The organism is Blautia marasmi, from assembly GCF_900258535.1.
GTDB lineage: Bacteria > Bacillota > Clostridia > Lachnospirales > Lachnospiraceae > Blautia > Blautia hominis.
The window spans coordinates 226,485-251,559 of record NZ_OIWX01000001.1; the positions used below are offsets into that span (position 1 = coordinate 226,485).

The 25,075-nt window shown below is 48.3% G+C and carries 22 protein-coding genes; all 22 read right to left on the minus strand.

What is annotated here, in order from left to right:
- Positions 1 to 28 precede the first annotated feature (28 nt).
- Entirely contained in the window at positions 29 to 1,753 is a 1,725-nt protein-coding gene (locus C6P39_RS00975) for a peptidoglycan D,D-transpeptidase FtsI family protein (protein ID WP_095174000.1), read from the minus strand.
- 132 nt (positions 1,754 to 1,885) lie between these two features.
- Positions 1,886 to 4,009 (minus strand): peptidoglycan D,D-transpeptidase FtsI family protein, encoded by a 2,124-nt coding sequence (locus C6P39_RS00980; protein ID WP_104802465.1) that lies wholly within the window; start codon positions 4,007 to 4,009, stop codon positions 1,886 to 1,888.
- 28 nt (positions 4,010 to 4,037) lie between these two features.
- Entirely contained in the window at positions 4,038 to 4,520 is a 483-nt protein-coding gene (locus C6P39_RS00985; RefSeq protein WP_095173998.1) for a hypothetical protein, read from the minus strand.
- 177 nt (positions 4,521 to 4,697) lie between these two features.
- Positions 4,698 to 5,636: a 16S rRNA (cytosine(1402)-N(4))-methyltransferase RsmH gene (gene rsmH / locus C6P39_RS00990; RefSeq protein ID WP_104802466.1), complete on the minus strand. Its 939-nt coding sequence runs from the start codon at positions 5,634 to 5,636 to the stop codon at positions 4,698 to 4,700.
- Positions 5,637 to 5,658: 22 nt separating this feature from the next.
- Entirely contained in the window at positions 5,659 to 6,090 is a 432-nt protein-coding gene (gene mraZ, locus C6P39_RS00995; protein WP_065540982.1) for a division/cell wall cluster transcriptional repressor MraZ, read from the minus strand.
- A 311-nt stretch (positions 6,091 to 6,401) separates the two neighbouring features.
- The gene (locus C6P39_RS27335; protein ID WP_147737723.1) at positions 6,402 to 6,572 is read right to left on the minus strand and encodes a Spo0E family sporulation regulatory protein-aspartic acid phosphatase; all 171 of its coding nucleotides are present in this window, start codon (positions 6,570 to 6,572) and stop codon (positions 6,402 to 6,404) included.
- A 2-nt stretch (positions 6,573 to 6,574) separates the two neighbouring features.
- Entirely contained in the window at positions 6,575 to 7,441 is an 867-nt protein-coding gene (gene lgt / locus C6P39_RS01000; protein WP_095173996.1) for a prolipoprotein diacylglyceryl transferase, read from the minus strand.
- A gap of 15 nt (positions 7,442 to 7,456) precedes the next feature.
- Positions 7,457 to 8,554 carry a redox-regulated ATPase YchF gene (gene ychF, locus C6P39_RS01005; protein ID WP_095173995.1) on the minus strand — a complete coding sequence of 366 codons (1,098 nt, stop codon included), beginning with the start codon at positions 8,552 to 8,554 and terminating at the stop codon, positions 7,457 to 7,459.
- 131 nt (positions 8,555 to 8,685) lie between these two features.
- Complete coding sequence (locus C6P39_RS01010) at positions 8,686 to 9,336, minus strand: thiamine diphosphokinase (protein WP_104802467.1); 651 nt, start codon at positions 9,334 to 9,336, stop codon at positions 8,686 to 8,688.
- A gap of 172 nt (positions 9,337 to 9,508) precedes the next feature.
- On the minus strand, positions 9,509 to 10,180 hold the full coding sequence (gene rpe, locus C6P39_RS01020) for a ribulose-phosphate 3-epimerase (RefSeq protein ID WP_104802469.1): 672 nt from the start codon (positions 10,178 to 10,180) through the stop codon (positions 9,509 to 9,511).
- A gap of 2 nt (positions 10,181 to 10,182) precedes the next feature.
- The gene (gene rsgA, locus C6P39_RS01025) at positions 10,183 to 11,061 is read right to left on the minus strand and encodes a ribosome small subunit-dependent GTPase A (protein ID WP_104802470.1); all 879 of its coding nucleotides are present in this window, start codon (positions 11,059 to 11,061) and stop codon (positions 10,183 to 10,185) included.
- Positions 11,061 to 13,193, minus strand: a complete 2,133-nt coding sequence (pknB, locus tag C6P39_RS01030) for a Stk1 family PASTA domain-containing Ser/Thr kinase (RefSeq protein ID WP_104802471.1) — start codon at positions 13,191 to 13,193, stop codon at positions 11,061 to 11,063. The genes rsgA and pknB overlap by 1 nt, the downstream gene beginning before the upstream one ends.
- Positions 13,187 to 13,933, minus strand: a complete 747-nt coding sequence (locus tag C6P39_RS01035) for a Stp1/IreP family PP2C-type Ser/Thr phosphatase (protein WP_104802472.1) — start codon at positions 13,931 to 13,933, stop codon at positions 13,187 to 13,189. The genes pknB and C6P39_RS01035 overlap by 7 nt, the downstream gene beginning before the upstream one ends.
- A 17-nt stretch (positions 13,934 to 13,950) precedes the next feature.
- Positions 13,951 to 14,994: a 23S rRNA (adenine(2503)-C(2))-methyltransferase RlmN gene (gene rlmN / locus C6P39_RS01040; protein ID WP_104802473.1), complete on the minus strand. Its 1,044-nt coding sequence runs from the start codon at positions 14,992 to 14,994 to the stop codon at positions 13,951 to 13,953.
- A 1-nt stretch (position 14,995) separates the two neighbouring features.
- Positions 14,996 to 16,348 (minus strand): 16S rRNA (cytosine(967)-C(5))-methyltransferase RsmB, encoded by a 1,353-nt coding sequence (rsmB, locus tag C6P39_RS01045; RefSeq protein ID WP_095173978.1) that lies wholly within the window; start codon positions 16,346 to 16,348, stop codon positions 14,996 to 14,998.
- A 12-nt stretch (positions 16,349 to 16,360) separates the two neighbouring features.
- The gene (gene fmt, locus C6P39_RS01050; protein WP_104802474.1) at positions 16,361 to 17,296 is read right to left on the minus strand and encodes a methionyl-tRNA formyltransferase; all 936 of its coding nucleotides are present in this window, start codon (positions 17,294 to 17,296) and stop codon (positions 16,361 to 16,363) included.
- A complete protein-coding gene (gene def / locus C6P39_RS01055) occupies positions 17,293 to 17,772 on the minus strand; it encodes a peptide deformylase (protein ID WP_104802475.1) in 480 nt (159 codons plus the stop codon). Before def ends, fmt begins: the two co-directional genes overlap by 4 nt.
- Positions 17,773 to 17,790: 18 nt before the next feature.
- Positions 17,791 to 20,016 carry a replication restart helicase PriA gene (gene priA, locus C6P39_RS01060; RefSeq protein WP_104802476.1) on the minus strand — a complete coding sequence of 742 codons (2,226 nt, stop codon included), beginning with the start codon at positions 20,014 to 20,016 and terminating at the stop codon, positions 17,791 to 17,793.
- A gap of 26 nt (positions 20,017 to 20,042) precedes the next feature.
- Complete coding sequence (locus C6P39_RS01065; protein ID WP_104805825.1) at positions 20,043 to 21,506, minus strand: UDP-N-acetylmuramoyl-L-alanyl-D-glutamate--2,6-diaminopimelate ligase; 1,464 nt, start codon at positions 21,504 to 21,506, stop codon at positions 20,043 to 20,045.
- Between the two features lie 572 nt (positions 21,507 to 22,078).
- Positions 22,079 to 22,546: a threonine/serine exporter family protein gene (locus C6P39_RS01070; RefSeq protein WP_104802477.1), complete on the minus strand. Its 468-nt coding sequence runs from the start codon at positions 22,544 to 22,546 to the stop codon at positions 22,079 to 22,081.
- Complete coding sequence (locus tag C6P39_RS01075) at positions 22,543 to 23,328, minus strand: threonine/serine exporter family protein (RefSeq protein WP_095173959.1); 786 nt, start codon at positions 23,326 to 23,328, stop codon at positions 22,543 to 22,545. Before C6P39_RS01075 ends, C6P39_RS01070 begins: the two co-directional genes overlap by 4 nt.
- A gap of 54 nt (positions 23,329 to 23,382) precedes the next feature.
- On the minus strand, positions 23,383 to 24,924 hold the full coding sequence (locus C6P39_RS01080) for a helix-turn-helix domain-containing protein (RefSeq protein WP_158661417.1): 1,542 nt from the start codon (positions 24,922 to 24,924) through the stop codon (positions 23,383 to 23,385).
- Between the last annotated feature and the right edge of the window lie 151 nt (positions 24,925 to 25,075).

A 25,075-nucleotide genomic window follows, 5' to 3' on the forward strand; every position in this document is an offset into this window, starting at 1 on the left:
ACCGTAACTATTCCATCACCGGTTACGATCAGCCTTCAATGCCCATATAAGGCAGAATATTTTCATAGATATCCCGGATGACCGGAGCCGCTATGGTTCCGCCGTAATATACCCCCTGCGGATCGTGGATCAGGCAGATCCCCAGTATCTGAGGTGTCTCAGCCGGTGTAAATCCCAGGAAGGAGGAAATATACCGATTGGCACTCCTGGGCAGGGTTTGGGATGTGGCTGTCTTGCCTCCAATCGTTCTGCCCTCAATGGCCGCATTCTTACCGGAACCTTCCGATACTACCTTTTCCAGAATATAACGCACCTCCTCAGAAACCTCTTCCGTCACCACACCTTTCTCCACGGGATACTTAAGCGTCTCCACCAGATTTCCGTCCTCATCTGTCACCTTGACTCCAAAATGAGGGGTGATCCGGTTACCGCCATTGATGATGGAACTCACTGTGGTGGCGAGCTGGATCGGGGTGATCTGGAAAGACTGGCCAAAGGAAATGGTGGCAAGCTCCACCTGCCCGATATTGGATTTCTTATGCATGATGGTAGCAGCTTCCCCGGGAAGGTCAATCCCGGTCTTCTTGAGCAGTCCAAATTGCTTGAAATACTTATAGTAATTATCCACGCCCAGCCGAAGCCCCACCTCGATAAATACCGGGTTGCAGGAGTTCATAGCGCCCTGTACAAAGTTTTCAGCCCCGTGTCCTGTCCTCTTATGGCAGTGGATCCTTCTGTCCTCCACGATTTTAAATCCGGGACAGGAAAAGGTATCCTCCATGCTGACCACCCCCTCGGAGAGTCCTGCTGCCATGGTGATGATCTTAAAGGTGGAACCTGGCTCATAGGTATCGTTGATGGTCAGATTTCTCCACATCTGGTTACAGGCATCCTGTTTTTCCTTGTCCGTCATGCCCGAGGTGTCCGCATCCGTGTTCAGAGTGAACGGTTCATTGAGATTAAATTCCGGTACATTTACATCTGCGTAGATTTCTCCGTTCTGGGGATTTATGAACAAAATGGAGACCGCATCTGCCTGCTTTTCCTCCATAACTTTCTCTGCTGCCTGCTGTGCATACATCTGGATATTTTTATCCAGGCTGATGTGCAGGTCATATCCTGCCACCGGTTCCACACGGCTTTCCCCCAGCTCATCGATCTCCACTCCCCTGGCATCCGTAGTGGTGAGTATTTTGCCGTCTATGCCTTTCAGAATGTCGTCGTACCATACTTCCAGCCCAATGATGCCCTGGTTGTCTCCTCCTGTAAATCCCAGTACCTTGGAGGCCAGCTCATTGCAGGGGTAATACCGTTTGAAATCCTCATCCACTTTGACACCTGCAAGACCGTATTCCCGAATCCTGTCCCCCACTTCTTTCTCCACATTTGTCTTCACTTTTTCAATGGAAGAAACCTTCTCCACTCTTTTTCTGGCAGTCTCCTCCGTAAGTCCCAGCTCTTTCTGCAGCATGGCGATGATCTTATCCGGTTCCTTTACCTGGCTGTGTATGACGGAAATGGTGCACACCGCTTTATTATCCGCCAGGATCTCCCCCTTTGCGTCAATGATCCTGCCTCTGGCTGCCTTGATGTCACGCTCCCTCTCGTGGAGCTGCTCTGCCTTTTTTGCATAGTAATCAGACTTTATCACCATGAGATAGACCATCCGGCCCATAAGTCCTGCAAGCATCAGCACACAGGCGGCAAATACGATCACTGTCTTCTTCTTGTGGTACGTCCTGTTTTTTTTCATTCCCGGTTCCCCTGCAGCTTATCCTTATAAATATATGCACTGCCCCGCAAAAAAAAGAAGGGAATGCTGCACAGATTTCTCATCTGTACCGCATTCCGCTTTTCCCCACATCAAGCTTTCCTTCAGTCAAGCTTATTCTTCCTCGTCATATTCCTCATCGTCAAAACCGGCGTCTTCATTTGTAATACCATCACTCTGGGCATCGTTATGATCAAGCTCTTCTTCTTGGTCATCCTCGGGCGGTTCCGGCATGTCCGGATTTTCCGTACCGTCAATGACTACGCCTGAAGGACCGTTGCCGTCCTCCCCGTTCACGCTCTCATCCATCCGTGTGGTTCCCGTAAATTCATCCCAGAGCTGAAGCTTCTGGTCTGTATCCTGATCCGGATAAATGTTCAGATACGGGAAAATCTCTGAGAGAATCGCCTGGGCTATATACTGTGCGTAGGTACTGCTGGCCTGTTCCTCCACGTTCGGCTCGTCCACAACCACGTAAATCACAACCTGTGGGTTATCGAGAGGTGCAAATCCAACGAAGGATACCAGGTATTTATGATTTCCTCTGGGAACCTTCTCGGCAGTACCTGTCTTGCCGCCCATGGAATAACCCGGGATCTTTGCCGTCTGGCTGGTACCGTTTTCTACACTCATACCCATGTATTTCCGGATATCCGCGGAGACTTCCTGGGAGATCACCTCTTTTAAAACATTTCCGCTGAGGCTCTTTATGGTGTTGTTGTCCTGGTCTCTGATCTCTTTCACCAGGTGGGGCTGGTAATACGTGCCGCCGTTAATGCAGGCGCTGATGGCTGCTATCTCCTGTATCATAGTACAGGTAAATCCCTGTCCGAAAGTGGTAGTCGCCAGCTCTGTGTCAAACATAGTGTCTAAGTTGAACAGGATTCCCGTACCCTCTCCGGGTAGGTCGATCCCTGTCCTTGTACCAAAATTGAATTTATCCTGATAAGCCAGCAAGGTCTCTTTTCCCATTTTCCTTCCAATGGCCATCAGGGCATCATTGCAGGAGTTCTGGATGGCTTCTCCAACCGTCTCTGTTCCGTGGGAATCCGGATAGACCGCACAGTTGATATACCGGTCAGCCACCTGCTCTCCGCCGTCGCACACAAAAGTATCTTCCTCCGTAATGCTGCCGGATTCAAGAGCTGAGGCTACAGTGATAGGCTTCACTACAGAACCCGGTTCATAGGCATCTGTAATGCAGTAGTTCCTCCACATCTTATAAAGCGCCTCTTTTGTCTGGTCATCATTCATGGCCTCAATTTCACTGTCAGAATACTGGGCGGTCAAATCCCTGGGCTTGTTCAGATCATAGGGATCATTGCTTCCCATTGCCAGGATTTCTCCATTCTGCGGGTTTGCCACGATCACGCCTATATTCTTTGCCCCCCGGTAATCTGTATTTGGCCCGTCCTTCAGGTTCTCCATAAAGGCTTCGATATATTTATCCACTACACTCTGGATATTCACATCCAGGGTGGTAACCAGGCTGTTTCCGTTGACAGGGTCAATAATATTTTGTTCCAGGGAGGCGTCATCGTTGAAATAACCGATCTTTCTGCCGTCTGTACCATTCAGAGTGCTGTTGTAGTAACCCTCCAGTCCCCAGTCCGCTGTATTGCCGGAATAGGTAAATCCAATCACATCACATGCCAGTTGATTGAGGGGGTAAGTTCTCTTATAGTCTTCCTCAAACCACACACCCTGTGTATTGTTCCTGCGTGCTCTCTCATCCTCGGAGAGTGCCTTGGCCTCCTCCTCGTCCGACGGGATCTCTGTCATCTTTTCAAAGTTCTTTTTTTCATCCATGGAGATCTGCTTTTTCAGGATCTGATAGGGACTTTCTTTTGTCGCCTCACCGGTGAGCAGCTCCTCCACAGTATCCTCATCAATCCCCAGATATTCAGACAAGGCCTGTTTTGTGGGTTCCTTGTAATTATCATTGGAATTCACCACCTGACAGTCCAGGATCACATTGTATACCTTAATGCTGGTAGCCAGGATATTGCCGCTCCGGTCCAGAATATCTCCCCGCTTGTAAGGGATGGTAGTGCTGTCATACTGCTGCTGGGACTGCGCCAGCACCTGTTTGGTGTATTTGTCACCGCTCTTGGCATTGATAATGGTAATCCCAATGACCAGAAACACGAAAGCCAGCAGAATCAACACAAACAATCCCGCCAGCTTTTTCTTCATGGTGCCTGTCATTTTTCTTTTTTTTGATTCCTGTTTATTCAATCTATCACCTGCTTTGTCCTATGTACCGTCACTCCTTTGGTACATCCTGATACTGTCTCACATAGCTGCTGCCGCCCGGTGTATAATGTTTGATCTGATCCTCGGTGGGAAATTTCATTCCCAGCTCCTCAATGGCTTTTTTTCTGATGGCATCCAAATCCACACTGGAAATCGTCTCACTGTAGTACGCATCATTTTCTGCCTTTAACTGGCTGTACTTGAGTTCCTCTGAGGTAAGCTGGCTCTTCTGCTCTGTCAGTTCGGATTTCAGTTTCAGAAAATGTACGCAGGCAAACAAGACCGCCACACACATAACTGCCAAAAACATCACATACCCTCTGCTCATCTGCATGTTCCTGGCTCTGTTCTTCTGCGCGGCTGCGCTAACCTGCTTCTTTTTACGCTGGGGTACTTCCTCTACACGGCGGACCGTGTTCCCATCCACATAATACCCGGTGCCTCTATTTACTTTTCTGCTGTCATATCCCTCTCTCCCGGATACTTTTTTCATGAAATCAACCCCGATTCAGATTTCTTTGCCTATTCATTTTCTGTCCGGTAACCGTTCAGACAACTGAACCGTTACATGCATCCAGCCATTAAAAATCGCTTCGCGATGGGCCGGATACTTACTGCCACTACACAATCATACGGTCGGCACAGTGAATGCGCAGACCTGACTGAACTATTACCGGGTCCGTTCAAAGACGCGCAGCTTCGCGCTCTTGGAACGCTTATTTACAGCAATCTCCTCCTCATCCGGAAGTATTGGTTTCCTGGTTATGACCTTCCCCATGGGCTTTTTCCCGCACACACAGACCGGAAAATCAGGCGGACATGTGCATGGGTTCTCATTCCTCTTAAAATTAGTCTTTACTATGCGGTCTTCTAAAGAATGGAACGTAATAATGCAGATACGTCCGCCGTCATTTAATAGTTTGATCATATCATCCAGGGAATTTCTCAAGACTTCCAGTTCCTGATTCAGCTCAATACGAATTGCCTGAAATGTTTTTTTCGCAGGATGTCCTCCCACTGCTCTCATTTTCATGGGAATGGACTGTTTTATTAGTTCAATCAGTTCCCCGGTAGTCTCTATGGGCTTGTCCATCCTCGCCGTACAGATATTCCTGGCGATCTTCTTAGCAAATTTCTCTTCCCCATAGTCCCGGAGTACACGATACAGTTCGTTTTCAGTATAAGTGTTTACAATGTCTTTTGCAGTACGGCTTCCTCTTCGGTCCATACGCATATCCAGGGGCACGTCCTCCCTGTAGGTAAACCCACGCTCCGCGTTGTCAAGCTGGTAGGACGAAACACCCAGATCAAGCACGATCCCATCCACAGATGAGATGCCTATTTTCTGCAGTTCTTTTTTCATGTTGCAATAGTTGCTGCGGATGATCGTAACTATGTCTCCAAATTCCTGTAACCGCTCACCCGCAGCTTCGATTGCAGCTTCGTCTTGATCTATACCTATCAAGCTCCCCTTGGCAGATAATTGCCGGCACACCTCATAGGCGTGGCCGCCGCCTCCTAACGTTCCGTCAACATAAATCCCATCCGGTTTTACCTTCAGATTCCGGATTGTCTCTTCTAACAATACGGATTTGTGTTTAAATTCCATAGTTTCCTCGACCTTCCTGCAATTATATTAAGATACCCATTGCCTGCATCCCTTCTGCAATGGCATCCATATCTTCACAATTGCTGTTCTCCATCCATTTTTCCTTGCTCCAGATTTCAATCCTGGTGAGGTTTCCTGTGAGCACAACATCCTTCGACAGACCAGCAAACTCCCGCAGCGTTCCCGGTACGAGAATTCTCCCCTGCTTGTCCAGTTCACATTGTGTTGCACTGGAAACAAAAAAACGTACGAAGGCCCTTGCATTTTTATCATTAAGCGGTAAAGCTTTCAGCTTTTCCTCGAAATCCTTCCATTCATTGTTCGGGTAGATAGACAGACAACCATCCAGACCTTTGGTCAGCACAAAATCTTCGCCTAATTCTTCGCGGAACTTAGCCGGAATGATCAGTCTCCCTTTTGCGTCGATCGTATGACTATACTCTCCCATGAACATATGAATGTCACCTTCTTTCGTGAAGATGCGAGTCTCCCCTTCGCACCCTCCATGGGACAACGGGCGCTTCTGCCACTAGCCCCCCATTTGCCACCACTTTTCACCACCTTCTACCACTTACATGCCCATTCTATAACACAACTGGGAAAAAAGCAAGGGGAACATATATTCTTTAGAAATATTAAAAGAATCGAAAAATGGCGTAAAATCAATGATTTTACGCCATTTTGCCGATTCTTTTTAAGAGTTTCCAATATATGGCAGAGGTGGTGGGCCGGCCCACGTAACCGTTCAGTTTGTCTGAACTGCTGCTAGCCCACAAGTTCTGCGTTTTGCTGGTTTATACAAATATGTTCTTCAATCAAACGGTCCAGTACCAGGCTGAGTGCCATAATGGTCTGCATACCACGATTCTCTGCAATCGCTCTGTCCAGTCTCTGCCGTGCGTCTTCTATTCGTATTTCTAACTCTTTATCTCTCATCGCTACACTCCTTGTTCTTTCAACCTCTTCCTCCTGTTGTGTACGATAAGCAAAAGGGAACATACCACGAGAACGGCGGATAATGCCTGTGATACCGGAAATCCTATGCCCGGAATCAAAAGCTGATCCGTACGAAGTCCTTCTATCCAAAACCTTCCGGCTCCGTAGCCTGCCAGGTAGCATAAAAACAGTTCTCCCTGGAATTTTTTCTTTTTACGGAACCACAAGAGGAACAGCAGGACTCCCAGGTTCCACAGTCCCTCATAGAGGAACGTAGGATGAACCTGGATGTATTCCACACCGCCTATCGTTACCAGATGGTCCCACATGGCAGATGTGATCTCCTTTTCCCTGACTGCGGAGACAGGAAGCTGCATGGCAAGAAGCCCGTCTGTGTAACCGCCGAAGGCCTCCCGGTTGAAAAAGTTTCCCCACCGTCCAATGATCTGGCCTGCAACAAGTCCCATGCTCACTGTGTCCGCTACCAGCGGAAAATTCATCTTTTTTATTCTGCCGAAAATGTAAACCGTGATCGCGCCGACAATTATCCCCCCATAGATTGCCAGCCCGCCATTTCTGGTATTGAATATCTGTATCAGGTCGTCCTTATAGTTTTCCCAAGTGAAGATAACAAAAAAGGCTCTTGCCCCGATTACAGAAGTTACCATGGTAATCATTAGCATATCCAGGTAAGTATCCGGGTTTTGTTCCGTGCGCTTTGCCTCTTTCATGGCAATGGAGATTCCCACAATCATAGCCAGAGCGATAACCATACCATAGTAGGCGATATCAAAGCCAAAAATTGTGATAGTTTTTCCCACATGGGGCAGAGAAATCCCCAGATGCGGAAAGCGAATGGACATATCCATACAAGTAAGCCTCCTTTAAACGTTAAAGCGGAATAAAATCACATCGCCGTCCAGCACAACGTAGTCTTTTCCTTCCATGCGGACCAGACCTTTTTCCCTGGCTTTCGCATAGGACCCACAGTCAAGCAGATCTTTGTAGTTCACTACCTCGGCTTTGATAAAGCCGCGTTCAAAATCCGTGTGTATCTTTCCGGCCGCCTGCGGCGCTTTGGTACCTACTTTTATGGTCCATGCCCTGGTCTCATCCTCGCCGGATGTGAGGAAGCTCAGAAGTCCCAGCAGTCTGTAGCTGGCTACGATTAGTTTCTCCAGTCCTGACTTCTCTATTCCCAGATCCTCCAGGAATTCCTTCTTTTCTTCATCATCCAGTTCTGCAATCTCCTGCTCTATCTGAGCACACAGAGCGAACACTTCACTTCCTGTTTCTTCAGCATATTCCCTTACTTTTTGTACATGAGGATTGGAGGCCGCATCATCTGCCAGGTCATCCTCGGATACATTAGCCGCATAGATGACCGGTTTTCCGGTGAGGAGGTTATATTCCTTCATAAACCCTTCCTCATCCTCGTTATCAGGTTCAAATGTGGAGGCAGGTTTTCCGTCCTCCAGGTGAGCTTTCAGTTTCTTTAAAAGCTCCAGCTCTTTTGCTGCCTCTTTGTCCATACGGGCAGACTTTGTGGTTTTGGCAATCCTTCTTTCCAGTATCTCCAGATCTGAGAATATCAGTTCCAGATTAATGGTCTCAATGTCCCGCAGCGGATCAATACATCCGTCCACATGGACTACATTCTCATCTTCAAAGCATCTCACAACGTGAACAATGGCATCCACCTCCCGGATATTGGCAAGGAACTGGTTGCCAAGGCCTTCTCCTTTAGAAGCCCCCTTCACAAGTCCTGCGATATCCACAAATTCAATCACCGCCGGCGTCACTTTTTTGGAATGATAAAAATCCCCTAAGAGTTTCAGTCGCTCGTCCGGCACAGCCACAATGCCCACATTTGGATCTATGGTACAGAACGGATAATTTGCTGACTCCGCCCCAGCTTTTGTCAGAGAGTTAAAAAGGGTGCTCTTCCCTACATTCGGTAAACCGACAATACCTAACTTCATTTTTATGTCCTCTTTTCTTCTGTATTCCTTCACATGGAATTATTCTAACACACCTAAAAAGGCGAATCAAGCCTTTGACCCGCCTTGTTATTCGACAACTGTTAAAAAAATATCGACTTTTTTCGTTCTTTTTACTTGTCTTTTGACATGACCATCAACAGAAATCCCTGTCGAAATTCCACTAATGCTGTATCTTCCGCCAGCTCATTGCTCACTCCGATTCCGTCGAAATTTGTCATATCATAATCTTTCAGGGGGTATTTAAACCCCGAAAGTGTGATTCCGCGCACTTCATCTCCCATGGAAAAAAAAGAGATATATTTGCCGAAAGCGCACTCTTTTTTGATAGTCCGGCTGCGGGAAAGAACGGTCATGGCATTCTGCTCATCCAGAATCCATGCCTCCTTCCCGGCCATCGCGGGAACCACCAGAGACTGCAGATTTCCCATATAGTGGTCCAGGCGGCCTCCTGTGGCCCCCAGCAGGAAAATCCTGTCGCTGCCAAGCTTCAGGGCAAGTTCCAGACCCATGCGGGTGTCTGTGGCATCTTTTTCCGGCTTGTATTCCCGGACGGGGATTTCCGTTTGCTCTCTGTACCACGCGATCACCTCAGGGCTTATACTGTCAAAATCCCCCAGGATATACTGGGGCACGATCCGGTTCCTGTAACAGAATTCCAGTCCTCTGTCAATTCCAATGATGCAGTCCGGGCTTATATCCTCTATGCAGTCACGTACGAATGAGTCATCCATATGACCGCCGCACAAAAGTATTGTGTCCATATCTTCTGTCCCTCTCCCTTCCTGTGTAACCGTTCTGACAACGGAAGGCTTCCTGGCATCCGGCCATTAAAAACCGCTCCGCCATGGGCCTGATGCTTACTGCCGCCACGGATCCATACGGGCAGCGCAGGAAATGCACCGGCCTGTCAAAACGGTTAACTCCGTGCATTTATCACTGACGATTCCTGAATTCTTCTATTTTGGTCATCAGTGCATTGGCATTGGCAGCGATATCCCCGCCAAAGACAGCGGAACCGGCCACCAGGATATTGGCACCAGCCTCCAGAACCTGGTCAATGGTCTTTGTGGAAATGCCTCCGTCCACCTCAATATCGGCGGAAAGACCTCTCTCATCCAACATTTTTCTCAGTCTTCTGATCTTGTCCCCGGAATAAGGGATGTATTTCTGACCGCCGAATCCCGGATTTACCGTCATCAGAAGGACCATATCCACCAGCTCCAGCACCTGCTCGATCATCACAAGCGGCGTGGCTGGATTCAGGGCAACACCGGCCTTCATACCGGCCTCACGGATACAGTGCAGGGTTCTGTCCAGATGAGGGCAGGCTTCTGCATGTACAGTCAGCATATCCGCTCCCGCCTTTTTGAAATCCTCAATATAACGCTCCGGGTCCTGCACCATCAGGTGTACATCAAAAAACATGCTGCTTTTCTTTCTGATAGATGTGATGACCGGCATCCCCAGGGAAATGCTGGGCACAAAATTTCCGTCCATAACATCAATATGAAGCCAATTGACTCCGGCCTGTTCCACCTGGCTGATCTGTTCCCCCAGACATGCAAAATCTGCTGCCAGAATGGAGGGTGATAGTTCATATCTCATCCTCAATACCTCCTCTTATCTGCAAGCTCCTGATAAAGCTCCAGATAGCTTTCATATCGTTCTTTTGGGATTTCTCCCGCCTCAAGTGCCGTTTTCACGCTGCATCCCGGTTCATGGGTATGGGTACAGCCCTGGAAACGGCAGGTACCCTCGTACTTTAAAAACTCCCTGAAATAGTGGCGCAGATCTTCCTTGTCCATTTCTTCCACATAAAAAGAAGTAAATCCCGGCGTATCCAGAAGATACGTGTCAGGCTCCACTTCAATCATCTGGGAATGTCTGGTGGTGTGGCGTCCTCTTCCCAGCTTCCTGCTGATCTCTCCGGTCTCCATCACCACTTCCTGCTGCAGAAGGTTTGTCAGAGAAGATTTTCCCACTCCGGAAGGCCCGGCTACGGTTGTGGTCTTTCCTCTCAGGATACTACGCAGTTCCTCCATACCGTCTCCCTGGGATGCACTTGTGAGAAGGACTTCATAGCCGCAGGAAGTATAAATCTCCTGCATTCTTTGTGCTTCCTTGGCATCTGCCAGATCCTGCTTGTTAAAGCAGATGACCACCGGAATCTCCTGACGCTCCATAATAACCAAAAAGCGGTCCAGCAAAGAGAAATTGGGTTTCGGCTCCCTGGCTGCAAATATGACCAGTGCCTGATCCACATTAGCCACTGCAGGCCGGATCAACTCATTCTTTCTGGGAAGGATATCCACCACATTTCCCAGTTTTTCCTCTTCACTCAGGACCTCGATCTCCACATTGTCACCCACAAGGGGTTTTATTTTTTCCTTTCGGAATATTCCTTTTGCCTTACATTCATAAATTCCGGATCCTACTACTTTTATGTAGTAGAATCCGGAAATTCCTTTGATAATCTTTCCCTGCATTAATCTACCTTCTGGAATGTTACATCATACTGGTCAATGATCTGATAGCTGTCGCCAATCCATTCATAAAGACCTACTGTACCGGTTGCAATTCCCGGATGTCCTGTCATATCACTGATAGACAGCGGGAATTCCGGGTTTTCCACTTCCATGGACTGGTCAGAATAGGTATTGCCCTGGTCATCTGTCTGAACCAGTTCTATCTTAACTTTACCGCCCTGGTAGCTTGCCGGCTGGCCCAGCGCCTGGCCTACTGCCTTCCAGGTGCCATCTCCGCCGTTTGTGTTATCCGCGGGAGCATCCTCACCCCTAACATAAATGGTAACCGTAGTTCCGGCATCCACTCTGGTTCCGGCTGCCACGCTCTGGTCATATACATCGCCTACATCCACAGACTGGTCTGAACCGGTCTGAACCACAGGCACAAGACCTGCGTCTGAAAGTGCTGCTTTTGCATCCTCTTCTGCCCATCCGCGCACATCCGGTACTCTTGCAGCCGTATCCCCTTCACCGATACTGATGGTCAGTGTCACTGTGGTGCCTGACTTAACGGAGGTGCCTGCTGCCGGATCTGTGGAAATCACATTTCCAATGCTCACGGAGCTGCTGTTTGCCTTATTGATCTGCGTCTGCAGACCCAGCTCTTTTAAAGTTGCCTCTGCGGATGTCTGGGTTTCGTTCTCCAGGTCAGGGATTTCCACTTCCTGGGTTCCTGTACTGATATAACATACGATTTCCGTATGGGGGTCCACTTTTGTTCCCGCCTCTGTCTCCTGACGGACGATCTTTCCGGCCTCCACAGTGTCAGACGGTTCCTCACCGCCTTTTTTGTAGCCCAGCTTCAGGTTGTTAAGCGCGGTGCGGGCTTCGTCCGGTGTACTGTTTGTCAGATCCGGGACTTCCACTTTTTCGCTACTCTCTTTATCATCGGGGTCTGTCGTATTTTCAACTTTTTTATCATTATCTTTATCTTTGCCGCCAAATTTTAGGCCGCCGGATGCAAACACAATAAAATATACCAGGATACAGATGATGATGGCACCCACGATCAGGCCGCCGATGGTCATGGCTTTTTCCAGCTTTGTACTGATTCCTTTGCCGTTGTCATCATCACCCTCGTCGTCATCCTCGTCATCGTCATCATCATAGCCGTAATCATCGTCATCTTCATCTTCATCGTTATCACTGTAACGGCCGGAGCTGGAACCGGACGGTGCGTACGCCGCGTTCTTGATCTCCTTCATCTCATCCGGTGAGATGACTACCGTCTGCGCATGATTGCTCAGAGGAGCCAGGTTGACAAAGCTTCCGTTTGGATCTATCAGGGAATGCTTTAAATCGTTGATCAGCTCTGCCAGAGTGCTGTAACGTCTGTCCGGGCTTTTCTGTGTACATTTTAAAATGATCTCCTCCAGGCTGTGGGGAAGCTCCGGCACAAACTCGGAGGGAGGAAGCATCTCATCCTGCAGATGCTTGATGGCAATGGCCACTGTGGTATCCCCGTCAAAAGGAACTTTTCCTGTCACCATCTCATACATGGTGATACCCAGGGAATAAATGTCACTCTTGTAATCACTGTAGCCGCCACGCACCTGCTCCGGTGAACTGTAGTGTACAGAACCCATAGCATTGGTACTGATGGTGTTGGAGGACGCTGCTCTGGCAATACCGAAATCCGTCACCTTCACCTTGCCGTCTGTAGAAATAATGATATTCTGGGGTTTAATATCCCTGTGCACAATATTTCTGTTGTGTGCTGCTTCCAGTCCCATGGCCACCTGAATGGCAATGCTGGTTGCCTCTTTTACTGTCAGCTTTCCTTTTTTGGAGATGTATTCTTTTAAGGTAATACCTTCCACCAGTTCCATAACAATGTAGTTAATCCCCTGGTCCTCTCCAACGTCAAATACATTTACAATATTGGGATGGGCAAGTCCTGCTGCGGCCTGCGCCTCCCTCTGAAACTTTTTGATGAAGTTCGTGTCAGCGCTGAATTCCGGCTTCAGAACTTTCATGGCTACAAAACGGTTTAATTTATGATCCTTTGCCTTATAGACATCGGCCATACCGCCGGAGCCTACCCTGCCGGCAATCTCGTACCGCTCTCCTACGATAACTCCCACATTTAACATACTTCCACCTCTTTTGTTTCTGGTTCTACCAGAACTACTGCTATATTATCTCTGCCTCCGTTGTCATTTGCCATGGAAACAAGCCTGCGGCCCGTCTCCTCCAGCGTTTCGCTGGTCATTATCACCTGCCTGATATCCTCATCCGGTACCATATTTGACAAACCGTCTGAGCACAACAGCAAAATATCACCCGGAGTCAGACGGATGTCAAAAAAATCCACATCCACATCTCTTCCTGCTCCAAGTGCCCTGGTAATAATATTTTTATCCGGGTGATTTCTTGCGTCATCCCTGGATATCTCTCCCATGCGGACCATCTCCTCCACAAGAGAATGGTCTTTGGTAATCTGCGATATCTTATCTTCATCAATCAGATACAGCCTGCTGTCTCCCACGTTGGCCACATATGCATAATGTCCTACAATGGTCACCAGCACCATGGTGGTACCCATACCGCTCATAGCCTCATTGTCCGATGCTTCCCTAAGAAGCTGGGTGTTGGCATTCTCGATCGCAGCCCGTATGATCTTCACCGGATTGCTGTTCTCATCTTCCCGGATGGTAGAGAGCAAAATCTCTACTGCATAACTGGAAGCGAAATCTCCTGCCTTATGTCCGCCCATGCCGTCCGCAACTACGAAGAGGTTTGGCAGATTGCCCACTGGGGTCTCAGACGTGAATACAAAATCCTGATTCACTGTCCGCTTCTGTCCCACATCCGTGATAGAATATGACTTCATCCTACGAATCCTCTTTCTTATCGAATTGTTACATCGATATAACTCTTTCTTAATTGTCCACAGGCCCCATCAATATCCCGGCCCATTTCTCTTCTAATAGTAACATTAATTTGGTATTTTTCAAGTTTATTTTGAAAATTCTCGATAACTTTTTTATCCGAACGCACGTAACTACGCTCTTTTATGGGGTTTACAGGTATGAGATTTACGTGGCAGTTCAGGCCTTTTATAAGCTGGGCCAGACGCCTTGCATCCTCCTGGGAATCGTTTTCCCCGCCTACCAGGGCATACTCAAATGTAATGCGCCGTCCTGTTTTTTCATAGTAATTCCTGCAGGCATCCAGGACCTGTGTGATGGTATATTTTTTGGCGATGGGCATAAGCGCTTCCCGCTTCTCCTGGCTGGATGCGTGGAGGGATAAAGCCAATGTGATCTGCAGCTTTTCCTCCGCCAGCGCTTCCATCTTCGGAACAATTCCGCAAGTGGAAACCGTAAGGTTCCTCTGGCTGATATGAAGCCCGTTTTCATCGCTTATCATATGTATAAAGCGAAGCAGGGTATCATAATTGTCAAGCGGTTCACCGGTTCCCATGACCACCACATTGGATACCCTCTCCCCACTGTTTTTCTGTATACGGTATATCTGTTCCAGCATCTCCGCAGGGGTAAGGTTCCTGTTCCATCCGCCTATGGTGGATGCACAGAATCTGCATCCCATTTTACAACCCACCTGGGAGGAAATACACACACTGTTCCCATGCTTATAGCGCATGAGCACACTCTCCACCACATTGCCGTCATGGAGGGCAAAAAGGTATTTCTGTGTGCCGTCTATTTGGGAAGTCTGTACCTCCAGGGCCGTGAGCGTAGTGAGGGTGCAGGATCCTCTTAATTTCTCACGGAACGTTTTGGAAAGGTTTGTCATCTCCTCATAGCTTTCCGCCAGCTTCACGTGCATCCACTCATAGAGCTGTTTTGCCCGGAAGGGCTTCTCCCCCAGGGCTTCCACAGTCTTTTTTAATTCCTCCAAGGTCTGGGATTTTATATCTGTAAGTTCCATTTTATTCTATCCTTCTAAGCCTTGCCAGGAAAAATCCGTCGCACTTGTGGACCCCCGGCAGAAGCTGTAAATATCCTTGTTTTGTAGTATCACTTCTCAGTTCCTCACAGAGAAGATCGTCAATACTCTCCAATTTGTATGGGTATTCCCTGGTAAACCAGAGCACGTTTTCCAGATTCTCCTCCCTGCACACCGTGCAGGTACTGTATAAGAGCACGCCCCCGGGTTTTACATAGCAAGCTGCCTGCTCCAGGATCTTCCGCTGAAGCTCCACCAGTTCTTCCTGTTTACCCGGTGTGATCTTATACTTGATATCTGTCTTTTTCCCCATGACGCCCAGGCCGGAACAGGGTACATCCGCCAGGACAAGGTCTGCTTTTTCCACAGATTCATGGTCAAATTCTGTGGCGTCACGGACTGTGACGCTGATATTTCCCATGCCCATGCGTTCTACATTTTCACGGATCAGATCTGTTTTCTTCTCGCTTACATCCCTGGAATCCACCAGTCCGGTTCCCTGCATTTTGTCTGCCACACAGATGGTCTTTCCTCCCGGCGCTGCACACAGGTCAATGACATAGCTGCCTTTCCCGGGCGCAGCCGCTTCCCCCGCAAGCATGGAACTTACATCCTGTACCTGCATATTTCCCATGCGGAATGCGGTGAGCGCAGGCAGATAATCATAACCGCTAAGATAATAGGCATTGTCCACATATGGTGCCTTTTCCACCTTCACACCCTCTTTTATCAGGCTCTGTATCACCTGCTCTCTGTCTGTGAGATACTCTTTGATACGGACTGTCACAGGGCGCTCTTCTATGAATGCCTGAAGCATTTTTTCTGTATTTTCAAACCCGAATTGGTCCATAAAACGGACCACCAGCCATACAGGCATGGAATATGTGACGGAAAGGTACTCCACTTTATGCTCTTTGCCGGGAAAGGGAATCTTTTTATGATCCCTTGCGATGCCTCTCAGAACTCCGTTCACAAATCCTGTCAGATTGTAAAATCCTTTTTTTCTGGCAAGCTTAACTGCCTCATTGCAGACTGCGCTGTCCGGCACATTATCCATATAGATAAGCTGGTAGACACTGCTGCGCAGCAGCTCCCGAATCAACGGCTTCATCTTCTCCACCTTCACTTTTGAGAAGTAATTGATAATATAGTCAATCCGTATCCGGTTCTCCTGGGTCCCTTCGCAAACTCTGGTGATGAATGCCCGCTCTGTTTTCTCCAGATATTGGTATTTGTCCAGCGTACCGCGGATGGCAATGTGGCTGTACTGCCCCTCTTTGTTTATTTCCAATAGTATTCCTAATATTAACTCCCTTATATTCACTCTGCCTGTCATTTGTTTTCCTCTTTACTCCCCAAGGATCCATCCTTTATCTACTGTATATCCCCGCAGAAAGGCTGCGGTGTCTATTCTTTTCTTTCCTTCCAGCTGCAGTTCCCGTATTAACAGAAGATCCTTCCCTGTTTTTACCAGGATCCCTTCTTTTCCGGCCTCCAGGATCTCTCCCGGAACACCGTCACCGTCCCCACAGACCACATCAGCCACCCACAGCTTCAGGTTCTTACCATTTATGGACGTGTATGCGCTGGGCCATGGATCCAATCCCCGGATAAGCTGCTCAATCTCTTTTGCGGAGCGCCCCCAGTTAATTTTACCCATTTTTTTGTCAATCATGGATGCATAGGCTGTGGTGCTGCTTTCCGGCTGTTTTTCAAACACAGCCGTACCGTTTTCCAGCTTTTCCAGAGCCTTTACACAAAGCTTAGCTCCTGCCTTGCTCAGTTTGTCAAACAGGCTTCCGCCGGTCTCTTTTTCATCCAGCTTAACAACCACTTTCTCTATCATATCCCCTGTGTCCAGGCCTTCGTTCATGCGCATGATCGTGACACCTGTTTCTCTGTCGCCGTTGATGACAGCCCATTGGATCGGTGCTGCCCCCCTATAGGCAGGGAGCAGGGACGCATGGACGTTGATGCATCCATACCTGGGCATCTCCAGGATCTCTTTTGAGATGATCTGCCCAAAAGCCGCCACCACGATCACATCCGGTGCAATGGTACGGAGATTATCCACAAATTCCGGTTCCCGCACTTTTTTTGGCTGATACACCGGAATCCGGTGTGCAAGCGCTGCCTCCTTCACAGGTGTCATGGTCAGACTTTTTCCCCTGCCTTTTGGTTTATCCGGCTGTGTCACCACAGCTGCCACCTGATGACCGGCCTCAATCAAGGATTCAAGCGTACCCACGGCAAAATCCGGGGTCCCCATAAAGACTACTCTCATTCTTCATCCTCCTCGTAATTGTTCCGGCGAAGCTCACCTTCCACCAGTTCCGTATACATTTTTCCCTGGAGATGATCTGTCTCGTGGCAGATCGCCCTTGCCAGCAGCTCGGTTCCCTCCAGCTCATATTCTTCCATATTCTCATTAAGGGCCTTTACCTTCACATAATTCGGACGTGTCACAGTACCTGACATTCCCGGAAGGCTCAGACAGCCCTCATCTCCGGTCTGGGAACCGGATGTCTCAAGGATCTCAGGATTGATCAGCACATAAGGGTCCTCCCCTGTGGTGTCGATCACCACGATCTGTTTCAGCACGCCGACCTGGGGAGCCGCCAGACCCACCCCGTAAGCATCATACATGGTCTCAAACATATCCTCTATGAGTTCTCTCAGTTTCGGTGTCATGGCCTCCACTTTTCTGCATTTTTTTGTTAAGATACTGTCGCCTTGTGTTCTGATATTTCTCAGTGCCATATTTCTTTTTTCTCCTTTTTATATATTAAAATCAAACTGGATAAACATTTTATCAAATCCTTTATTTACCGCAATATACCGCTCCAGACAGTCTTTGATCTGCACCAGGGTCCTGCGGTTTTGATGTCTCATATAAATCACCATTTTATACATATCCTGGACCTTTGCCACACTCTCAGGCGCGGGCCCGATGAGGATCAGATCTTCTCCCGGATATATCTTCTCTATATATTTTTTACAATAAGAGAGCCCCTGATACAAAAGATTTTCATCCGCGCAGGCTCCCCGCACAGCTGCCATAGCTCTTGCGGGAGGGTATCCCATAAGCATCCGGTAGGCGATCTCCTCCTTGTAAAATCCGGGATAATCCTGCTCTGCGGATGCCCTGATGCTGTAATGTTCCGGCTGGTAGGTCTGTATGACCGCCTCCCCTGGCTTTTTTCCTCTTCCTGCACGGCCTACAGCCTGGGTCAATATCTGGAAGGTTCTCTCCCCTGCCCGGAAATCCTCCCCGTTCAGGGAAAGGTCAGCTGCCAGGACTCCAACCAGTGTCACATCCGGAAAATCGTGGCCTTTTATGATCATCTGGGTACCCACCAGCACATCCGCCTCTTTCCTTGCAAAAGCGGCCAGGATTTTCTCATGGTCATCCTTCTTTCTTGTAGTGTCCGCATCCATCCTTAACACCCTGGCCTGTGGAAACAGACGGTACACCATCTCCTCAATCTGCTGGGTTCCCGCTTTGAATCCTCCGATAAAGGGAGAACCGCAGGAGGGACACTTCTGCACATCCGGGATGGTATATCCGCAGTAGTGACAGATTAACTTTCCGTTTCTGTGGGAGGTCAGCGAGACATCGCAGTGGGGACATTTCATCACATGCCCGCAGGAACGGCAACTCACAAAGCCAGTATATCCCCTGCGGTTTAAAAACAAAATAACCTGTTCCCTTTTCTCAAGCCTGTCTTTGATCTTTTCCTGAAGAAGCGTGCTGAAGATAGAACGGTTTCCTGCCTTCAGCTCCTCTTTCAAATCCACGGTGTACACTTTGGGAAGCGCTCGGTTCTCATATCTGCGCTCCAGAGTCAAAAGCTGATAGGAACCGTTCATCCCCTTTTCATAGCTTTCCAGGGACGGTGTGGCCGAACCCATGACAATGCGGGCATTCTCCACCTGTCCCCTCCTGACTGCCACCTCCCTGGCGTGATAACAGGGGGTTTTCTCACTTTTATAGGAAGACTCATGTTCCTCGTCAATAACGATCAGTCCCAGGTTGGGAAAAGGGGTAAACAAGGCCGAGCGGGGTCCCACAACAATGGAGATCTCACCTTTTCTGGCCAGCTCAAACTGGTCAAAACGCTCTCCTGCAGAAAGACGGGAATGCATGAAGGAGACACCCTGGCCGAACCTCTGACTGAAGCGCTCCACAGTCTGATAGGTAAGGGCAATCTCCGGTATGAGGACAATGACCTGTCTGCCTTTTGCAAGGACTGTCTCGATCAGTTCCATGTAAACTTCTGTCTTACCGCTGCCTGTAACGCCGTAGAGCAGTGTGGGCCGGGGGGTGTCTTTGTTCCATTCTTCCAAGATTTTTTTTACAGCTTCCTGCTGGCAGGTATTCAGCTCTTTTTTTATGCGCTCCCGCTGTCCTGTATGCACAGGATTTCTCCACACCCGTTCACTCTCCACAAGGATCATTCCCTTTTCTTCCAGGCCGTGGATCACAGACGGGGCTGCTTTCCACACATTGACCGCCTGCTCATAGGGCATGGGACTCTGTTCCAGAATGCCTCTCATAAGACGGGCTTTGGCCTTAAAGTGTTTCTGCTCGCACGCCTCGAGAAACTGCTGCGCATTTTCTTTGGAGGCTTTTAAAACAAGGAATCTTTTCTCCTGTTTTTTCTTTTTTTCTTTTACCGGAAGCACTGTTTTCAGGGCCTGGTTCATGGTGGAACCATAGTTTTTTGCGATCCATGCTGCCAGGGAGATCAGCCGGGATTCTATGGGAATGCCCTGGCTTTCAGGTCCAAGGATCTGTTTCATCCTAGCAGCCTCCACCTTTGGCTGTCCCGTAATATCAATCACGTAGCCTGTAATCTCCCTGCTGCCGTTTCCAAAAGGGACTCTCACTTTTGTTCCTATCTGAATGTGGTCCTGCAGATGCTCTGGAATCTCATACTGGAACGTCCGATCCAGCTTTTCCTGGGAGATATCCACTATAATATCTGCATATAATCTGCTCATTTATCCACTCCGTATTCCGGCCGGCCCTATAAGGGCTGCTCAGCCAGGATCTCCCTGATCAAATCCCTCTCATCCATGGGATATTTCTTTCCTTTGATTTCCTGGTAATCCTCGTGTCCTTTGCCGGCAAGCACGATAATGTCCCCCGGCTGTCCGTGATGAATGGCATAGGCAATGGCCTCTTTTCTGTCTGCGATCTCCACGTGCTCACCCTCTGTCCTGCCGATCCCGATCTTAATATCATCTATGATCGCCTGTGGTTCTTCATTCCTTGGGTTATCTGAGGTTATGATGGTCAGATCAGCCAGACGTCCCGATACCTCCCCCATCTCATAACGGCGGAGCTTGGAGCGGTTCCCTCCGCATCCAAACAGACATACAAGACGTGTGGGCCGGTACTCCCGCAGGGTGGTCAAAAGGCTCTCCAGACTCATGGCATTGTGGGCGTAATCAATCATAAGGGTAAACGCATCGGAGACTTTTACCATCTCGATCCTGCCTTTTACCTTGGCAGCTTTCAGTGCCTTTTGGATATTCTCAACACTGACTCCAAAATGGCGGCAGATGGCAATCGCGGTAAGGGAATTATAAACACTGAATTTGCCGGGAAGGTCGATCTCCACCGGAAAATCCATAAGACCTTCCGCCTGATAGGCGATTCCCAGGGTTCCTTTTCCTGTGACGAGATGCAGATCTTTCGCACGCAGGTCCGCCTTTTCACTGAATCCAAAGGTTTCCAGTTCACAGGTATGACCCTCCAGCACGTTTTCCAAATGCTCATCATCCGCGTTCACGATACCCACCCTGCACTGTTTGAACAACATTCCTTTACAATGGATATAGTCATCGAAATCTTTGTGTTCATTAGGACCGATATGGTCCGGCTCAATATTGGTAAAAATGCCCAGGTCAAAAAGAAAACCTGCCGTTCTGTGGAGCATCAGACCCTGGGAGGAAACCTCCATGACCACGCTGTCACATCCGGCCTCCACCATCTGGGCAAAGTATTGCTGCACAATGTAGGATTCCGGAGTTGTGTTGGCTGCCGGTATGACTTTATCGCCGATGATGGCCTCAATGGTTCCGATCAATCCCACTTTGTGCCCCGCATTTTCCAGGATGGATTTTACAAGGTAGGTGGTAGTGGTCTTTCCTTTTGTGCCTGTGATACCAATCACTTTCATCTTCTCTGCCGGATGGCTAAACCATGCTGCGGAGATGCAGGCCATGGCGTACCGGCTGTCCGGTACTTTGATCACAGTCACCTGTTCCGGGACTGTCACATCATCCTGTACTACCAGGACGGAGGTACCTTTTTCTACAACCTCCTGTGCGTATTTGTGGCCGTCAGATACAGCGCCTTTGATGCAAATAAAAAGAGAGTCCTTTTCCGCTTTCCGGGAATCAAAGACTACACTCCTCACGTCTGTGTCCAGGCTGCCCTGTTCACATTTATATTCAAGGTTTTTTAAAAGTTCCGTCAGTCTCATTCTCAATCTGTCCCCTTTCATAATTGTTCGATCAGATCTGCGCATCTCCTGCGCTTATCATGCATAAAAGCAGCTACAACAAGTATTTGCCCCTTTCATGAAATCCGGAAGCGGGGTTTTGCTGCCGCCGGGACCGGCTGGGTTTCCCGGGGATTCCGGGGTGCCCTTTGGAATATAGAATAACATAGGGGTTGGGAGGGTGGCNGCAGGATATGTTTTATACAGCCACTTACACAAGCAGCGAGGTCTGCACTGCCCTGAATGGAATATTTGATCTCGGCCTGGACAAAAAATACTACCAGCCTAAAGAGCTGAATCAAAAAATAAAAAAAATCACCTAAGAAGGATTCCATACAACATTTTTTTCAAACTAAGAAGAGAAGAAAACCCAGTATTTATGAGGGTTCTCTTCTCTTTATTCTTTTTCAAGTGTCGAAAACGGGATTATAGGGAAGAAATGTGATGAAACTATGACGATTTTCTAAAATAAAACGAAAATCTCTAAAGAAAATTTAAATAATAGAAGCCACGCTTTGCGAGGTTTCTATTATCGTGAATGAAATTAGAAATAATCAGTTTTTGCCATGGTGTTTCTTTCTGAAAATCCTGTTGATGGTCTTCTGTGGTATCTCGAATACAAACACGATCCCCAGCACCATGGCTAATGCTATCCCAAGGGTCTGCCTTCCGTAATACAGGCTCTGTGTGCTTTCCTGCATCAGGGTATAGTAAAGGGTACGGTATATTCCGATGCCCGGCACAAGAGGAAAAATGCCGGCGATCAGGAACAATGTGACCGGACATTTTCTTATGGTGCTCCCAATACGTGAGGCTGTCACGATAAATACCGTGGCTATAAAGCTTCCCATCACTGCACTCATATGGAAAGGATTGGTACAGATCCAGCAGATCAGCCATCCGAAACCGCCTATGGTACCGCACAGGGGATACTGTTCCCTGGGTACGGAAAACAGTACGGAAAAAGCCACCGTTCCCAAAAACGCAGCAACAAACTGCGCTGCACCTTGTATCACTATCATAAGAGAATCCCCCCTGTCACTTTATAGTAAAGCATATACATAAGCCCCACGCCAAGGGCAATGCCCAGGGCTACCAGAAGGGTATCCAGCATCCTGACACCGCCCCCTATATAATCTCCGTCCGCAAAATCCCGGATGGAATTTACAAAAGAGACGCCGGGTACCAGAGGCATAATGGAGCCAACCAGTATACTTCCGTAATTTTCCCCCACTCCCAGCCTGTAGAAAACCACAGCTAAAAATGACCCCCAGAATCCTCCCAATAAATTTAATACAATCTTTGACGTTTTCTTCTCTCTTTTTTCCAGCGCAACTAATAATACATACAGCAAAAAGCCTGACAGGAAAGCGGCCGCCGCATCCCAGATGCCGCCTCCCAAAACATAGCAGAAACTGGCAGACCCTACACCGGATGCCAGAATCCTGGTGAAATCTCTTTTGCCGGGCATTTGCTTAATGGCCTCCAGTTGTTCCCATGCCTCCTCCACCGTGTATCTTCCCTCCACGATCTCTCTGGAAAGCTGGTTTACGGCTGACACCCGGTTAAGCCTGGCTGAATTGATGGGGATATGCTTAACCTGGGCATAAATGTCCTGCCCCTTACTCTCGGCTGTCAAAAAGATCCCTGTACTCATGACAAATGTACTGCTTTTTTCTATTCCATAGGCTTTGGCTATTCTCTGTATAGTCTCCTCCGCGCGGAAGATCTCTGCCCCGGCATCCAGCAAGGTCTTGCCAGCCTCCATTGCCAAATCCAGAATCTGTTTATCTCTGCTCTCCATAAATGCACTCCATTTTTGCTTGCCCCAGGATGTTATTCCCGCTGCTTGTTGTTTTCATTTTTCCCCGCTCTTGGAACTGTATTCCTCCATGATCCTAAAAGACAGCAGCAGATACAGTCTCTCCTCCGGGTCCTCCAGATTCAGATGTATCAGTTCCCGAATCCGCTCCATTCTGTTTATAAAAGAACTGCGGTGTATATACAGCGCCTTTGCGGATGCTACTGCATTGTACTGCAGACGTACATACGTGAAAAGTGTTTTATAATAGGAAGTTTCATTTTCCCTGTCATACCGGTACAAGGTGAGCAGTTCCCTGCTGCAGAGCTGTTCCGGCAAAAAATTTCCCACACCGTATTTTAACAGAAAATCTAACGCATAATCATCAAATTTATGATAACAGTATGTAAAATTTTTCCTAAGTCCCATCTCCATGGCAAATTCGGCCTGCCGGTAAGCGCTGCGGATGCAGGAGATATCTGTAAACTCCCGGCTGCACCCGGCTGCCAGCACACTTTCCCGGAGAAAATACACCATTTCCTTGTGGAACTCTAAATCTGTAGATTTTGAGAACATATTCCGGTTAAACAGCATGGCAATATCCCCGTCATGTGTCACACAGTATGCTCCGGGCCACATCCGTTCCATCTGTGAGCAGAGATATCTCATATTATATGCTTTTCCTTTTTGGAGAATGTTCTCGCGGATAGTAAGCATATAATAAATGTCACCCGGCAGATTTTTATTTGCCCATAATAACCGCAGAAGTTCTCCCTCGTCCGCCCCATCCGTCTCCAGACACTTTTTCAACATGTGATGCAGGTCCGCCAGACGCTGGGGGCCCAGTTCAAAACCTCCGCATTGGTCATAAAGCTGTTCCACATACCTGGCAAGATGGTTGAAGACCGCTTTCTCATATTCGGTCTTCGCGTCCTCCTGTCCCTCCTGGATCAGCAGGGACAAACGGCCCGCATATCTCCCTTCATGATAAATGTTTTTGTAGATCACCACTTCCCCTGCGGTATAGACAAACGCCTCTTTTCGTTCTTCCAGCTCCTTGAACCCGGGCATACTGGTCAGATCATTTACATCCTCCAGGGGAAGCTGATTCATATCGTCCACAAATTTCCCGCAGATCCCCTCATCGCTTGAGTAGGCAATGTATTTAAAGTCCCCGTCCATCAGTGCAGCAGGCTCCGGCAGAACCATCTGACAGCAGTCTAAAATCTCCTGAAATCCAATATTTCCGTTTACAATCCCGGTTAGTTTTCCCTCCCAATTGTCAAAAACATCAAATATTTCTGTCAGTACGTTAAAAAGGGTCTTCTCTGAAATCCCCTCCTCCAGAAAAATCACATCGTTATTTCCCTTGTCCCAGGCATTGACCCGGGAGCCAATACACAGGATGACACAGCCGCTCAAATAATTGACACAGTGTAGTATATTCTCCTTATCTGCAATGACAGCTCTCCCCTCTGTATGGACAGATGTCTCATAAAAAACAGGGCGTCCCACAAAATACTGTTGTGAATATTGTGCATGATTTATTTCAAAGTGTTTTGCCAGCTGGTAATATATCATAATACTGTTCAGTCTCATTTCCCATTCTCCTTTTTTCAACCCATCATACACATTGTACACCATCCGACAAAAAAAGCAATCAGATTCATGGATTTACACAGAGCAGTTTCCAGGCTAATATTAAGACAGAGCAACTTAACTCTACCTGCCGGCCTCCCAGGCTTCGTGC

Coding starts and splice junctions, on each gene's coding strand:
- C6P39_RS00975 (WP_095174000.1), bottom strand. CDS start 1,753: ATGAAAAAAAACAGGACGTACCACAAGAAGAAGACAGTGATCGTATTT.
- C6P39_RS00985 (WP_095173998.1), bottom strand. CDS start 4,520: ATGAAAAAAGTATCCGGGAGAGAGGGATATGACAGCAGAAAAGTAAAT.
- rsmH (WP_104802466.1), bottom strand. CDS start 5,636: ATGGAATTTAAACACAAATCCGTATTGTTAGAAGAGACAATCCGGAAT.
- mraZ (WP_065540982.1), bottom strand. CDS start 6,090: ATGTTCATGGGAGAGTATAGTCATACGATCGACGCAAAAGGGAGACTG.
- C6P39_RS27335 (WP_147737723.1), bottom strand. CDS start 6,572: ATGAGAGATAAAGAGTTAGAAATACGAATAGAAGACGCACGGCAGAGA.
- lgt (WP_095173996.1), bottom strand. CDS start 7,441: ATGGATATGTCCATTCGCTTTCCGCATCTGGGGATTTCTCTGCCCCAT.
- ychF (WP_095173995.1), bottom strand. CDS start 8,554: ATGAAGTTAGGTATTGTCGGTTTACCGAATGTAGGGAAGAGCACCCTT.
- C6P39_RS01010 (WP_104802467.1), bottom strand. CDS start 9,336: ATGGACACAATACTTTTGTGCGGCGGTCATATGGATGACTCATTCGTA.
- rpe (WP_104802469.1), bottom strand. CDS start 10,180: ATGAGATATGAACTATCACCCTCCATTCTGGCAGCAGATTTTGCATGT.
- rsgA (WP_104802470.1), bottom strand. CDS start 11,061: ATGCAGGGAAAGATTATCAAAGGAATTTCCGGATTCTACTACATAAAA.
- pknB (WP_104802471.1), bottom strand. CDS start 13,193: ATGTTAAATGTGGGAGTTATCGTAGGAGAGCGGTACGAGATTGCCGGC.
- C6P39_RS01035 (WP_104802472.1), bottom strand. CDS start 13,933: ATGAAGTCATATTCTATCACGGATGTGGGACAGAAGCGGACAGTGAAT.
- rlmN (WP_104802473.1), bottom strand. CDS start 14,994: ATGGAACTTACAGATATAAAATCCCAGACCTTGGAGGAATTAAAAAAG.
- rsmB (WP_095173978.1), bottom strand. CDS start 16,348: ATGACAGGCAGAGTGAATATAAGGGAGTTAATATTAGGAATACTATTG.
- fmt (WP_104802474.1), bottom strand. CDS start 17,296: ATGAGAGTAGTCTTTATGGGGACCCCGGATTTTGCCGTGGGTACGCTT.
- def (WP_104802475.1), bottom strand. CDS start 17,772: ATGGCACTGAGAAATATCAGAACACAAGGCGACAGTATCTTAACAAAA.
- priA (WP_104802476.1), bottom strand. CDS start 20,016: ATGAGCAGATTATATGCAGATATTATAGTGGATATCTCCCAGGAAAAG.
- C6P39_RS01065 (WP_104805825.1), bottom strand. CDS start 21,506: ATGAGACTGACGGAACTTTTAAAAAACCTTGAATATAAATGTGAACAG.
- C6P39_RS01070 (WP_104802477.1), bottom strand. CDS start 22,546: ATGATAGTGATACAAGGTGCAGCGCAGTTTGTTGCTGCGTTTTTGGGA.
- C6P39_RS01075 (WP_095173959.1), bottom strand. CDS start 23,328: ATGGAGAGCAGAGATAAACAGATTCTGGATTTGGCAATGGAGGCTGGC.
- C6P39_RS01080 (WP_158661417.1), bottom strand. CDS start 24,924: ATGAGACTGAACAGTATTATGATATATTACCAGCTGGCAAAACACTTT.